Below are 13,962 nucleotides of genomic sequence, written 5' to 3'. Positions count from 1 at the left end.
GGATAATCTCTCGCAATGAAAAAAGGCAGCCAATTGGCTGCCTTTTTTCGCTTTACTTATGAGCATTGGGGATTAGGCTGTACTGCTGCTGATTTTTGGCACTCAGCAAACAGCGCGAACGCTGTTTACCGAGTGCCTCTTTTTTTAGTGCAGCTTCCGTGCTACTTATGTTTTCCGAGCTTCTACACGCTAGAAGATGAATGTATCCCCCTTAGGGTATACAACTTTTCCGACACTCAGTTAAAACTAAAGCAACCCCAGCCCTGTTCTTTTAATCAAGAACCTGTCTGTCAAACAGCAAATTCACTTGTAACAATTAGTAATTTTTAAGGTTTTATTGTCACATTTGCCATTATCTCCATGATACTACCAGAGTTTCGAGAAAATTCGCACTGTTAATTTATGACTTAGTTAACAAAAATCACTCTTCGTACAATACGATACACAATAAATGACTAAACCGCTGTTTTTTCCATTCTTGTTTACAAAGCAAGAACAATGCCGTATATCTATTGCTCTGTCAGTACAAACCTGAATACTTATTAAACAAACCACTGGCTAGACCATTTAAACGAAACAGATCAGGTAAAATGTACGTAGTTAATTAATCCCTATCAGAACGTGAGTTATGTTTTTAGATTCTTATTACTCTGAACAGAATGGTGTTTTCTCTTTTAACCGCGAACAGGCAAGCCATTTTGCAAAAAAGATCGCTGGCGACTACAACCCCATTCATGATGTAGACAACAAACGTTTCTGTGTACCGGGCGATTTGCTGTTCTCTGTTGTACTGGCCCGTGCAGGTATCAGCAAGAAGATGCGCTTCGAGTTCGCCGGCATGATTAACGATGGTATCGGCCTTTTCGCCAAACATAGCTGTTTTAATGACTTTGCCGTTATCGACGATGCTGGTAAAGAGTATCTCCATGTGACTCGCGAAGGCGATATCACCACGGATAAAACCCTGATTGAACAGGTCACCAAAAGCTATGTTCAGTTCTCTGGCATGAACTTTCCGCATATCATGGTGCCACTGATGAAATCAAAAGGCATTATGATCAACACAGCTCGCCCATTGGTGATCTATGAAAGTATGGAACTTAACTTCACCCGCTTGGATCTGACTTCACCAACCGTTGAACTGAGTGAGTCAGAAATCGATGTTGATGGTAAACGAGGCAGCGTCACCTTGAACTTCTGCTTCAAAGAAAATGGCGAAGTTGTCGGTACAGGTCGTAAACGCATGCTAATGAGCGGCCTAAAGCCGTACAACCAAGATGATATTGATGATCTGGTTGAACGCTTCAATGCACGCAAGGCTGAATTTGCCAACATTGCGGCCTAATGTTCTATCCCATAAAAAACCGATGCCTACGCATCGGTTTTTTCTTTTTATCAGGGCCTTTCTCTCACTCACGTAACAAACATTTTTTCACGCAAAACAGCCTTTCAAAACAACATCCTCGCTCGGAGTCCGGGATGATTGTCCCCCAGCACCAATGATCCGGAATGACGCTTCACCACCGCATTTACCAACGCCAAACCAAGTCCTTCTCCTTGAGTCGAGCGGCTACTGTCACAACGGTATAACGGTTCGCAAACCCGCATTTTTTCTTCCGCTGCAATGCCATTGCCCTGATCACAAACCACCAACCCAAATGGATCAATAACCACCTCAACCCGTCCCCCTTCAGGGGAATATTTAACGGCATTTTCGACCAGATTATAAATGGCACGAAATAACAAACTCGGCTCTCCCTGTATCACGCAGCGACCATCTTCTCGCATCATTACAACCAGTGACTTCTGCTCGGCAATCGGCTTGATAAAATCCACCACATCGGCACAGACCATAGCCAGATCAACCGCTTGCTTTTCTATCTGCGCCTTACCGCTATTCAAACTGGCAATTTCTAGCATCCCATTAAATAGGCCCAGCAACAGCTCAACATCATCATGACACGCCTCAATCGCCCTTTGCTGTGACGTTGATAATTTCGCCCCATCTTGTGACAACAACGCATCAAGCCGCAACCGGATACGAGCAATCGGGGTACGCAGATCATGTGCTAAACCTACCGTCAATGAGCGCAAAGAGGCTTCTTGTTTCTCTACTTGTTCTATCAAAAAATTCAAATGAATAGCCATTAAATCAAACTCATCGTTGTGACTGCTGACAGGTAGCTTGACCTGTTTCTCACCACACAACACCCGGTTCATCGCCTGATTAACCTCTTGCAACCGCTTGATGATTCTTAGCGCAATAAAAGCAACTATGCCCAACATCAATACCGCAGGCAGCAAAACACCGGATATCATTACCGGTTCCATCTCCTTGCGGTATTTATCCTGAAGCTGGCGGCTAATTCCTATGATCAGCTTATGTTGGTCATCTATCGCCATACCCGTCCTAGAATTCTCAACCACCAGCCCTTGCTTATCCGTCAACCCGGCCAATACCGCTGGATAATTACCGGCCACAGGCTGCAAATACCGATTAGCTTCAATTGAATAGGAAAATGGAGATCCTTGCTGCTGGCGAGAACGGATCAATTGGTGGACCGCATCCTTTCCTCCCAGTGTGAACTGGCGGCTAAATAACTCTCTTTCTGTCACCAACTCACGTTCGAGTTGAGTGCGATAAAAGGCATTCGAACCCAAATACACCAGTTGGACAATCAACCCATACATCACCGCAATCAGGGTGCACACCAAGAGCAAGGTTTTGAAAATAGACGAACGATAAAGAACATCATGACTGACGAAGGACATACCCTGCCCCCCTTACGGTATGAATCAGCGTTTCACCGCCATTTTCATCCAATTTTCGGCGTAGGTTAGCAATATGAACATCAATCACATTGGTTTTGGGATCAAAGTGGTAACTCCATACCGCCTCAAAGACCTGCATTCTTGAAACCACTTGTTCGGCACGCTCCATCAGGTATTGGAGGATCAAGAACTCCTTCGGCTGCAATAACAGCTGAGTCCCGGCCCGCCACACCCGATGCGTACGCAAGTCCATGCTCAAATCGGCATAGGTATATTCCATTACCACAGATGGCGCGGCCTTATTCCGCTGAGTCAAAATTTGAGCTCTGGCGATCAACTCAGCCAAGGCAAAAGGCTTAATCAAATAGTCATCGCTCCCCGCAGTCAACCCTGTCACTCTGTCATCCACACTATTCAAAGCACTAAGAATCATGACGGGCACTTGATTGCCTGTTGCCCGGATAGCCGCCAGTACCTTGAGACCATCCAGCCCCGGTAACATTCTATCCAGAATGACCAATTGATAGTCACAACTTGCCGCCATTGTCAGACCTTCTATTCCGTCACGCGCTTCGTCCACAACGAAATACTGCTGACGAAGTCCGGTAGCGACAAAATCCCGCGTAGTATTGTCATCTTCGATAATCAGTACTTTCACCCAGTGCTCCCGCTATCCTTGCCCTGAAAAATCATCCTCTAGTGTATCGAAATTATTTTACGACTCAGATCGTTGCATCCTGCCAGTTTGCACTGCCTCGTAAAACTGCCATTAACTTTCTGTCTTGCGACCTTCTTGACTGTCTTTGCCAAATGAAACGCGGCCAGCTTATAGAGCTGGCCGCATACGGTTTAGGGGGGAAACCGTATTGTCTACTAAATTGACTTCATCGCACCGGCCAAGGATTCAGCCGCCGTACCGACAACGACCTGTACATTGTTCTCGCCGACATTAATAACGCCTTTGGCTCCTAGCTTGGTCAATAGTGGCTTATTAATTTTGCTAGCATTGACAACCGACAGACGCAATCGCGTAATACAAGCGTCAATATCTGTCAGATTGTCTTTGCCGCCCAATGCTTCAAGATACTGCAACGCCAAATCCGAACCGACAACCGCCGCACTGTCTTCAACGCAATCTTCTTCTCTGCCCGGCGTTTTCAGATCCCACATCCGAATAGCCGCAACAAAAATTACAAAGTAAAGCACGCCAAAGACCAATCCCAATGGTACGAGCATCCACGCATTCTTGGCAGCTGGCGCATTAAAGTTAAGAATGTAATCGATAAGGCCCGCAGAGAAGCTGAACACTAAATGGACATCCAACGCCTGTGCTATAACCAAGCTAATGCCCATCAGCACTGCATGCACCACGAAAAGTGCAGGAGCAAGGAACATAAACAGGAATTCAAGCGGTTCGGTAATCCCTGTCAAAAAGGCCGTGAAGGCAACGCTGGCCAGCATACCGGCCACCTTCACTTTGTTCTCAGGTTTGGCTGTCACATAAAACGCGGCAGCTGCGGCAGGAAGACCAAACATTATCACGGGGAAGAAACCACTGAGCATGACCCCGGCCTCAGGATCATTCGCCCAAAAGCGAGAAATCTCCCCAGTTGCCCCATTGAACTCACCAAATACAAACCAAACCATCGTATTTAAAATGTGGTGCAGGCCAAACGGGATCAACAGGCGGTTAGCAAAGCCATAGGTGAACGTCCCGGCCGGGCCGCTTGACAGCATCCACTCACCTAACTGGTTGATGACAGCTTGAATCGGGGGCCAAACAATACTGAATAGGAAAGCCAGCAACAATGCAGAAAGACCGGTGATAATCGGCACAAAACGCTTGCCGGAAAAAAAGCCCAAGAACTCAGGCAAAGCAATGGTATGGAACCGATTATAAAGGTGGCCAGCCATAATACCTGAAATGATCCCTCCTGCGGCTCCCGTATCGATATCCGCATTCATCACCGTAAGTGATGCATTCATAACAAAAAAACCGACAACGGCGGCAACCGCAGCGGCAGCTGAACCATCTTTCGATAACCCGGCTGCTACCCCCATCGCAAACAATAGGGGCAAATTATCAAAAATGGCCTGTCCAGCCTGGGCGATAAAGGCAATATCAAGTAGATCTGGTTGGCCAAAACGCAGTAGCAAGCCCGCAACCGGAAGCACCGCGATGGGGAGCATCAAGGCTTTACCTAATTTTTGGAAGTATCCCAATATATTCATCGTAATTCTCCATGAATGACAACATGTCATGGCTATACGATAAGTGATTGAGCGTTAACAATACCTTTTGAAAACATTAAGAATACTTAATGTCGTCCTGCGCCTTCTATACTTACTATGCCTTTTATCAACAATGGGCCACCCATGATGCCAATTTCAAACAAAGTGGAGAAATAATCATGGTTAATTGTTTTAAACGCTCGTGCCTGCTTTCTGCCATCCTCGCTGGCCCGCTGTTCATCACGCCAGCTTTCGCCGACGACAACAAGATGTCCGAAGACTTGATGACAGAAAAAATCGGCCGGGCGAAATCAGCAGCACCAGCCTCTATCAGTGATGATGCGACAGTGATTGTAGATGGCAAGGTCGTCGTCAAAGGCAGTAATGGCTGGACCTGCCTACCGGATACCTTCCCCGGAGACGGGATGCCAATGTGCAACGATGCCGTATGGATGGAAATGCTCGATGCTATGGTCAACAAAAAGGATTTCAAAGCGACCAAAATAGGCATTTCATACATGCTGCAAGGTGATCGCGGTGCGGGTGTCAGCAATTCCGATCCCTATCATCCCGAACCCAAAAAAGCGAAGGACTATGTCGAGACAGGGCCTCACCTGATGATTATCGTCCCCAAAGAAATGCTGGCCGGAATCACCGACGAGCCGAGCAGTGGTGGCCCTTACGTAATGTGGAAAGATACGCCTTACGTTCATATTATGGTGCCGGTCGCAGAATAGTGTCTGATATAGCTTAACAGCCCGGTATTGCTATCGGGCTTTCTTATTTTACTACCAATCATAAATGCGCATTTCGACTTTCATGCCGCCATCAAGAGCACAAAATCCAACAATCTCCATCCTTGAGTAATTGAACAATACCGCAAAGATAAGACATAGCTCTCATCGAAAGCTGAATAAGCTAATGAATGTCCTATTGGATGACTGCATCGAATAACCTTTATTGTTTGGCTTTGTCAGGGGTGGGCTCTATCTGTGGCGATACTCAAAAAATTCCTATCTCATCAGCTCGTTTTTGTCTTGGGTTCCTTAGGGCTACTCTCCTTGCAGGGATGTGACGAGCAACAAACCGCCTCCCCGCAGGCTCCCCAATACGATATCGGCTATATGATTGTCGAATCTCGTCCCGTTGAGCTAAAAGACGAAATGCCCGGACGTACCCTCGCCTCCTACGAAGCGGAAGTCCGCCCTCAAGTCGGGGGCATTATCCTCCGGCAGTTATTCGAAGAAGGAACGATGGTCCAAAAAGGCCAGCCTCTCTATCAAATCGATCCCGCACCGTTCCAACTGGCACTCGACCAAGCACAATCCGACTTGCGAAAAGCCCAAGCTAACCAGTCGACGGCTCGTAACCGGGCCGATCGCTATCGCAGGCTGGTTAAGGAGAGAGCCGTTTCAAGGCAGGACTTCGATGATGCTGTTGCAACCTATCAGGAAGCCCAGTCCGATGTCACCAGTGCCCGGGCTGCGGTAGAAAATGCCAAAATCAACCTCAACTACACCAAGGTCTACGCCCCAATAAATGGCAGGGCTGGTCGCTCAACCGTCACTGCCGGGGCGTTAGTTACCGCTAATCAGGCATCACCGCTTGTCACCGTGCAAACCTATGATCCAATGTATGTTGATCTCACCGCATCCAGTGCTGAACTGCTGCAGTTTCGCCGCGAATTGGCTGCCGGCCAATTTACCCGTACCCAAGCCGAATCCAAAAACATTACGCTCTTCCTCGAAGACGGCACAGCTTATGATCGACGAGGATCAATTCTGTTTTCAGACATCAATATTGATCAAACCACAGGATCATTCGTCCTTAGGGTCAGCTTCCCCAACCCCGATCAAATCCTGTTACCGGGGATGTTTGTCCGTGCCTCGCTCCCCCGAGGGATCGTCGATAACGCTATTTTGATACCTGCTAAGGCACTTAGCCGAACCCCGAAAGGCAGTGCCCAATTGAGTGTGATCACCGCCGATAACAAAGTCGAGCTACGAACCGTGGAAACCAGTCGTATGGTCAACAATGAATGGCTAATCACCAAGGGTATCAAGGCGGGAGAGAAAGTTATTGTAGAAGGCCTGCAGTTTGTTCGCCCCGGCAGCCCCGTCGCCAAATCCCATGAAATATCCGGCTCGGCAGCAACTAACGGCAAGACTAACCAGTAGGACGACGATATGGCCCATTTTTTCATTGCACGCCCAGTTTTTGCTTGGGTTCTGGCGATTCTGGTCATGCTAGCTGGCGTCATTGCCATTATTTTGCTGCCTATCGCCCAATACCCGACCATTGCGCCACCCGCGATCCAGATTTCGGCAACTTACCCGGGGGCTTCGGCAAAAACCGCTGAAGACTCGGTCACACAGGTCATTGAACAGCAAATGAACGGGTTGGATAACCTGCTCTATATGTCTTCTACCTCTGATTCTTTCGGCAACATTACTACCACCCTAACCTTCGCCGCCGGAACCGACCCTGATATCGCTCAGGTTCAAGTGCAGAACAAGCTCTCGGCTGCAACCCCGCTGCTTCCATTAGAAGTACAGAATCAAGGGGTAAGAGTTGAAAAGGCAAGCAACTCGATCCTAATGGTGATCGGCTTTGTGTCCGATGATCCTTCCCTCGATAATTCGGATATTTCCGACTATATCGCCAGTAATGTGCTCGATCCTCTCAGCCGGGTTGACGGAGTTGGCCAAACCCAGCTGTTTGGTGCTGAATACGCCATGCGGATCTGGCTCAATCCTTACCAGTTGGAAAATTTTGATTTAATGCCATCGGATGTCGTCGCTGCTATCGAAGAGCAAAACGCTCAGGTATCCGCTGGCCAGCTCGGCGCGGCGCCGGCCGCAAGGGGGCAGCAGCTTAATGCCACCATTACCGCTCAGTCTCGATTACAATCGGTTGAACAATTTAAGAAAATTCTGCTCAAAGTTAATCCCGATGGCTCACAAGTTCTGATGGAAGACGTTGCCGAGGTCCAACTCGGATCAGCGTCATACCAAACCAACTCGTCCTATAACAAACAGCCCGCTTCAGGGATCTCGATTGCCCTCGCGACAGGGAAAAATGCGTTGGAAACCGCCAATGCCGTCAGAGCCAAACTGACCGAGCTCCAACCCTTCTTTCCTGAAGGGATAAAAGTCGTCTACCCATACGACACAACGCCTTTTATTAAAATATCTATAGAGGAAGTGGTTAAGACACTGCTTGAAGCTGTATTTCTGGTTTTCTTGGTAATGCTACTGTTCTTGCAGAGCTTACGTGCCACCTTGATCCCCACTATTGCCGTGCCCGTTGTAGTACTAGGCACTTTCGCCGTACTGCTCATACTCGGTTACTCCATCAATACTCTGACGATGTTTGCCCTTGTACTGGCTATCGGCCTGCTGGTGGATGACGCCATCGTGGTGGTCGAAAACGTCGAACGAATAATGGAAGAAGAAGGACTCGAACCACGCGAGGCCACGGAGAAATCAATGCACGAAATCACCAGTGCCCTCATCGGGATCGGTATGGTACTTTGTGCAGTATTTATTCCTATGGCCTTCTTTGCCGGTTCTACTGGGGCAATTTACCGCCAGTTTTCAATCACCATTGTCACAGCAGTCGCCCTATCGGTACTGGTCGCTATCATCTTGACGCCCACGCTGTGCATCAGCTTGCTCAAAACCACCGACGGCCACAAAGACACTGGCTTTGCCGGGTGGTTTAACCGTCACTTCAACAACGCCACGGACAAATATACCAAGGCTGTCACCTTCATTACCCATCGGAGCGTGCGCTTCCTCTTAATCTACTTGGGAATAGGCGCAGTGATGGCCATGCTGTTCCTGCGTTTGCCAAGCGGTTTTCTTCCTGATGAAGATCAGGGGGTAATGATGAGTATGGTGCAATTGCCCAGTGGTTCGACCCAAGAGCAAACATTGGAGATCCTTGATCAGGTCGAAGATTATTTCCTTGAAGAAGAAAAGAAAAACGTCAAGTCAGTGTTCTCCGTGGCCGGCTTCAGCTTTGCCGGTTCCGGAGCCAATACCGGCATGATGTTTGTATCTCTGACCGACTGGGACAAACGCACCAGCGACAATGACAAGGTCAATGCCATTGTCAGGCGGGCCATGATGGCCTTTACCAAAATCCCCGAGGCGCTTATTTTTGCTTTTGCCCCTCCGGCTATTATGGAATTGGGTAACGCGACCGGTTTCGATATGTTTTTGCAAGACCGTGCCGGCCTTGGCCATGAAAAAATGATTGAGGCTCGCAACCAACTGCTCGGTATGGCGGCACAAAATCCCAAACTAACCGCCGTTCGTCCCAATGGCTTGGATGACACCCCCCAGTACCACCTCAATATAGACCAGCTTAAAGCCCGCGCGCTCGGGGTCTCGATTAACGATATCAACAGCACCCTCGGCACCGCCCTTGGTAGCCGGTATGTCAATGACTTTGTCGATCGCGGCCGAGTCAAGCAAGTCTACGTCCAAGCCAATACCCCTTACCGCATGAACCCCGAAGACATCATGGAGTGGAAGGTCAGAAACAGCGAGGGGCAAATGGTCGCCATGCGTGTTTTCAGCGAGGGCGAATGGACTTATGGCTCACCACGCTTGGAGCGATATAACGGGATCTCAGCGATGGAAATTTTAGGCGAGCCCGCGCCGGGAGTTAGTACCGGCGATGCGATGCTGGAAATGGAAAATATTGTCAGCCAACTACCCGCCGGTGTAGGACTTGAATGGACCGGCATGTCCTATCAGGAGCGTATTTCCAGCGGACAGGCTCCCATGCTCTATGCGCTTTCTATTCTCATTGTCTTTCTGTGTCTTGCCGCACTATACGAGAGCTGGGCTGTGCCATTTTCCGTTATATTGATCATCCCACTTGGGATCTTGGGGGCTGTTACCGCCACCCTTCTCTTCAATCTCGATAATGATGTCTATTTCCAAGTAGGATTGCTAACAACCATCGGGCTGGCATCAAAAAATGCCATCATGATTGTTGAATTTGCCAAGTCCTACCATGAAGCCGGTGAAGACATGTTCAAAGCCGCTATTCATGCCGCCAAAATTCGACTCCGACCAATATTGATGACCTCACTGGCCTTTGGTATGGGTGTAATCCCTCTTGCTACATCAAACGGTGCAGGCTCAGGGGCACAAAATGCGGTAGGGACTGGTGTGGTCGGCGGCGTATTGACAGCAACTTTCCTCGGTATTTTCTTTGTGCCGCTATTTTTCGTTGTTGTCACCCGCGTTTTCCAAGGCAAAGATCCTGAGCCCGATACGCTGCCTATCACCCCAGATAAGGAGGAGCCTCGCCATGACTAACCGCCACGGCTTCACCCTATCCTTTTTGTGTTCAGCATTGCTCTCTGGCTGTATGAGTTTCATTCCTGATTACCAACGCCCAGCAATGCCAGTAGAGCAAAGCTGGCCAAATCAGTCCGAAACAGCTGATAATGCCAATTACTCCATCTATACGCCGGATACCACCACTTATACCGCAGAACCTCTGCTTCTCTCTAGCCATGCTACACCACCAGCCAAGCGAACTACGCCTAATTCGGTAAGCAACAACAAGATAGCAGCTGTTATTCCCGCTGATGACTGGCGATTGTTTGTCAACAGCGACAAAATTCGAGCCATCGTAGAGCTCGCACTGACCAATAACCGAGATGTTCGTATTGCAATCTTAAATATCCAGCGAGCGGAAGCCCTGTTTGGTATTCAACGGGCCAACCGCTTTCCGAATCTGGATTTGACGGCAGGAGCGGCTAATCAACGCTTGCCTGAAAATGCCAATAACGGCACTTCGACGATCAGCCGTCAGTACAGTGTGGATCTTGGGGTAACTAGCTATGAAATCGACTTTTGGGGGCGGATTGCCAGCCTTGAAAAACAAGCTCTGGAACAATATCTCGCCACAATCGAAGGGCGTAAGAATACCCAATTGAGCTTAGTCAGTAGTGTGATCGAAACCTATCTGACCCTATTGGCCGATCAGCACTTGCTTCAGCTAGCCAAAGATACGCTCACCGTCCAACAAAGCTCACTGGATTTAACCGAAAAGAGTTTCAACAGCGGTGTTGCTACAGGATTGGATGTTGCCCAGGCACAAACAACTGTCGCCACCGCGCTAAAAGACGTTGCTCGCTTCACCAGCCAAGTCAATGTTGACATCAACGCACTGACAACGCTGGTTGGTACTCGTATTCCCCTACATTTATTGCCACAACGCGCTGAACGTATCCAGTTTGCCCCTATTCAAGTTGGGATGCCGTCACAAGTCCTGCTGCGCCGACCTGATATTGTTGCCGCTGAGCATCAGTTGATTGCGGCTAATGCCAACATTGGTGCAGCCCGAGCCGCATACTTCCCAGCCATATCCCTTACCGCAACGGGCGGCTTACTCAGTGCTTCAGCCAGCGACTTGTTCTCATCTGACAGCCGTAGCTGGGCTTTTACCCCAAGCCTTGTCCTACCCATTTTTCGCTGGGGAGAGCTTGATGCCCAACTAGATGTGGCCCGCGCCGACCAACAAATCGCTCTCAATGAATATGAAAAATCAATACAGACAGCGTTTCGTGAAGTTGCCGATGCACTGGCCAATCAAGAAACGCTCAAAGATCAGGTAGCAGCCCAGCAAATGCTGGTTGATGCCACAGGCGATAGCTTCCGCCTCTCTAATTTACGTTTCGATGAAGGCGTTGATGACTACTTTACGGTGTTGGACTCCCAACGCTCCTACTACACAGCACAACAGGACTTAATCAATACCAAACTCTCCGAACAGCTCAATTTCCTGACCCTGTACAAAGTCCTCGGAGGCGGCTGGGTTGAAACGGATGTTATTTCGCCAGAGCCGGGGAAATATGTCCCCAAAGAAGAGGTAAATACAGCCGCTATCAACGATTAGCCTTCCGGTTGATCTCGTTGTTACGATGAATGTTGGCAATAGGTTGGCGACAAATTAGAAAATAAGCCTATCATCCAATACGAAAAAACCGGCTCTCAACAAAAGAGCCGGTTAGTATTAGAGCAACAATGAATATGCAGCCTGCATTATGATGACGAGCTGGCTACCTCACCTTGGTGCCATGACTGCTCTTTCACCGCTTCAGATTCATTCGCCTGCGCATGCATTTTCATTACAGCCATTGGACCCGTCAGCAATGTTGCAGCCAGCAATAACGATACAGGTACCGCAGTAATCACGATAAATGACTGCAAGGCATTGAGTCCCCCTTCACCCGCTACGAGCAAAACAGCGGCAATCACACCCATTGCGACAGCCCAGAACAAACGGTTTGCCTTTGACGGCTGCTGATCACCTGTTGTCACCATAGCAATGGAATACGCCATTGAGTCTCCAGTCGTTACTACGAACGTGGTGGTCAGCACCAAAAATGCCGGGATCAACAGATCGCTAAATGGTAACTGAGCCAACGATGCCAACAATACAGCAGGCAGACCGGAATCAGCCAATGGACCAGAAATACTTCCTGGCTGCATCAGCTCGAAATAGATGCCCGTTCCGCCAAGTACGGTAAACCAGAAATTCGTCACAATAGGTGCAGCTATCGCAATCGTCAGCACCAACTCGCGAACAGATCGGCCAGCAGAAATACGGGCAATAAAAATAGCCATCATCGGGGCAAAACCAATAAACCAGCCCCAGAAGAACCATGTCCACCATTGGCTCCATGCTGGATCAGCCGCATTGACACTCATCGCAGGCAATTGCTGCAAGTAATGACCAAACGCCATACCAAAGTGCTCAAAAATAAATGCCGTAGGACCAAACAGCAACATAATCAGAAGCAGAGCAAATGCCCCGATAACATTGAAGCGGCTTAACCATTGCAGACCCTTGTCCATGCCGGTAAATGCCGAGATCGAATAGATACCCACAACCACAGCCAGAATGATCAACTGAGTGCTAGTACTATTCGTGACACCTGCAACCACTTCCAAACTATAACCCAGCTGCGAAGCCAAGAAGCCAATCGGACCAATCGTACCTGCCGCAACGGCAATGATCGAACACGCATCAATCACAGAACCAAGCCAGTGGTTTTCCAGACGCTTACCAACCAACGGGTACAGCAATGCACGTGGACGTAACTTAACCCCACCCTGATGGTGTGCATGCATCAATACAATGGTCGACAACGTCCCCAATGCCGCCCACGCAAGAAATCCCCAATGCATGAAACTTTGGCTCAGAGCAGGAACGACGGCTGCCTCGCTACTGGCTGCAATACCATCAAAGCTCGGAGGCGTAGTCATGAAATGATAAATTGGCTCAGCCGCTGACCAAAATACACCACCGCCCGCAAGCAAGGTACACATAATCATAGCTAACCAACGAAACGTCGCGATAGTTGGCTTGGCTTGCCCCCCCAAGCGTACTCGGCCGTATTTGCTCAAGGCGATACCAACAGCAAGTACCAAGTTCAAGACCATCAACCACTGCCAAAACTGACCAAACATTTCAGTCGATGCCGCAAACGCGGAATTGATCCATTGGCTAAAGAGGGTTAAATCATAGAAGGAGAAAAGAAGGAAGAGCCCTAAGAAACTAATCGTTAGAACAGAAACTTTTTTGTCGCTACCTTTATGGGGATTGCAGTACATAATTCTCTCACGGTTTGTGTGAGGGGCGGTACTTTACCAGCACATCACCTCCCTTTCCAGTGAAATATCTCTTAATATCCTGCAACTTACGGTAATTAAAACAATCCAGTAACATTGTTCAATATATTTATTCCAGCGATTTTAAGCAGTTAGCTGACGATTATTCCATTACAACTCTTTTGTTTTGAACTCAAAATATAAATGGTAAGAAGGAACAAAATACAACCAAACGCGCGTTCACAAAACAACCAGAGCGGTTCGATTTCTTCTTTTAGACGATCAAAAAGCCCAAGCATTTGCTTGGGCTTTCTGA

Annotated in this window: 10 protein-coding genes; 6 read left to right on the top strand and 4 right to left on the bottom strand. The window is 48.5% G+C overall.

Translation table 11 applies throughout. From position 1 onward, the window contains the following. The first annotated feature begins 15 nt into the window (after window positions 1–15). Complete coding sequence (locus ACSF8X_RS09520) at window positions 16–330, top strand: hypothetical protein (protein ID WP_205626052.1); 315 nt, start codon at window positions 16–18, stop codon at window positions 328–330. Window positions 331–628: 298 nt separating this feature from the next. Then, on the top strand, window positions 629–1,345 hold the full coding sequence (locus ACSF8X_RS09515; protein WP_047878087.1) for a DUF3581 domain-containing protein: 717 nt from the start codon (window positions 629–631) through the stop codon (window positions 1,343–1,345). Window positions 1,346–1,449: 104 nt separating this feature from the next. On the opposite strand, the gene ACSF8X_RS09510 is transcribed toward ACSF8X_RS09515, so the two are convergent. The 3 genes from ACSF8X_RS09510 to nagE form a co-directional block, all read right to left on the bottom strand. Further along, window positions 1,450–2,772, bottom strand: a complete 1,323-nt coding sequence (locus ACSF8X_RS09510) for a sensor histidine kinase (RefSeq protein ID WP_500849779.1) — start codon at window positions 2,770–2,772, stop codon at window positions 1,450–1,452. After that, on the bottom strand, window positions 2,753–3,430 hold the full coding sequence (locus tag ACSF8X_RS09505; protein WP_047878085.1) for a winged helix-turn-helix domain-containing protein: 678 nt from the start codon (window positions 3,428–3,430) through the stop codon (window positions 2,753–2,755). The genes ACSF8X_RS09510 and ACSF8X_RS09505 overlap by 20 nt, the downstream gene beginning before the upstream one ends. Window positions 3,431–3,645: 215 nt before the next feature. Beyond that, window positions 3,646–5,004, bottom strand: a complete 1,359-nt coding sequence (gene nagE / locus ACSF8X_RS09500; RefSeq protein WP_500849778.1) for an N-acetylglucosamine-specific PTS transporter subunit IIBC — start codon at window positions 5,002–5,004, stop codon at window positions 3,646–3,648. A 179-nt stretch (window positions 5,005–5,183) separates the two neighbouring features. Between nagE and ACSF8X_RS09495 the strand changes: the two genes are divergently transcribed. The 4 genes from ACSF8X_RS09495 to ACSF8X_RS09480 all read left to right on the top strand — a co-directional run bounded on the left by ACSF8X_RS09495 (window position 5,184) and on the right by ACSF8X_RS09480 (window position 11,928). Beyond that, window positions 5,184–5,741, top strand: coding sequence for a hypothetical protein (locus ACSF8X_RS09495; protein ID WP_500849777.1), 558 nt, complete (start codon window positions 5,184–5,186; stop codon window positions 5,739–5,741). A gap of 255 nt (window positions 5,742–5,996) precedes the next feature. After that, complete coding sequence (locus ACSF8X_RS09490) at window positions 5,997–7,181, top strand: efflux RND transporter periplasmic adaptor subunit (protein WP_500849776.1); 1,185 nt, start codon at window positions 5,997–5,999, stop codon at window positions 7,179–7,181. A gap of 9 nt (window positions 7,182–7,190) precedes the next feature. Then, window positions 7,191–10,340, top strand: coding sequence for an efflux RND transporter permease subunit (locus tag ACSF8X_RS09485; protein ID WP_500849775.1), 3,150 nt, complete (start codon window positions 7,191–7,193; stop codon window positions 10,338–10,340). Further along, the gene (locus ACSF8X_RS09480) at window positions 10,333–11,928 is read left to right on the top strand and encodes an efflux transporter outer membrane subunit (RefSeq protein ID WP_500849774.1); all 1,596 of its coding nucleotides are present in this window, start codon (window positions 10,333–10,335) and stop codon (window positions 11,926–11,928) included. Before ACSF8X_RS09485 ends, ACSF8X_RS09480 begins: the two co-directional genes overlap by 8 nt. A gap of 146 nt (window positions 11,929–12,074) precedes the next feature. Here ACSF8X_RS09480 and ACSF8X_RS09475 read toward each other — a convergent pair whose 3' ends face one another. Then, window positions 12,075–13,649 (bottom strand): BCCT family transporter, encoded by a 1,575-nt coding sequence (locus tag ACSF8X_RS09475; RefSeq protein ID WP_500849773.1) that lies wholly within the window; start codon window positions 13,647–13,649, stop codon window positions 12,075–12,077. Between the last annotated feature and the right edge of the window lie 313 nt (window positions 13,650–13,962).

It is taken from the genome of Photobacterium panuliri (assembly GCF_059920555.1).
This window is presented reverse-complemented; position numbering and strand designations above follow the sequence as displayed.

Excerpts from the sequence above, each read along its gene's own strand:
- ACSF8X_RS09475 (WP_500849773.1), bottom strand. The coding sequence starts at position 13,649 with ATGTACTGCAATCCCCATAAAGGTAGCGACAAAAAAGTTTCTGTTCTA.
- ACSF8X_RS09485 (WP_500849775.1), top strand. The coding sequence starts at position 7,191 with ATGGCCCATTTTTTCATTGCACGCCCAGTTTTTGCTTGGGTTCTGGCG.
- ACSF8X_RS09520 (WP_205626052.1), top strand. The coding sequence starts at position 16 with ATGAAAAAAGGCAGCCAATTGGCTGCCTTTTTTCGCTTTACTTATGAG.
- ACSF8X_RS09510 (WP_500849779.1), bottom strand. The coding sequence starts at position 2,772 with ATGTCCTTCGTCAGTCATGATGTTCTTTATCGTTCGTCTATTTTCAAA.
- ACSF8X_RS09480 (WP_500849774.1), top strand. The coding sequence starts at position 10,333 with ATGACTAACCGCCACGGCTTCACCCTATCCTTTTTGTGTTCAGCATTG.
- ACSF8X_RS09495 (WP_500849777.1), top strand. The coding sequence starts at position 5,184 with ATGGTTAATTGTTTTAAACGCTCGTGCCTGCTTTCTGCCATCCTCGCT.
- ACSF8X_RS09515 (WP_047878087.1), top strand. The coding sequence starts at position 629 with ATGTTTTTAGATTCTTATTACTCTGAACAGAATGGTGTTTTCTCTTTT.
- nagE (WP_500849778.1), bottom strand. The coding sequence starts at position 5,004 with ATGAATATATTGGGATACTTCCAAAAATTAGGTAAAGCCTTGATGCTC.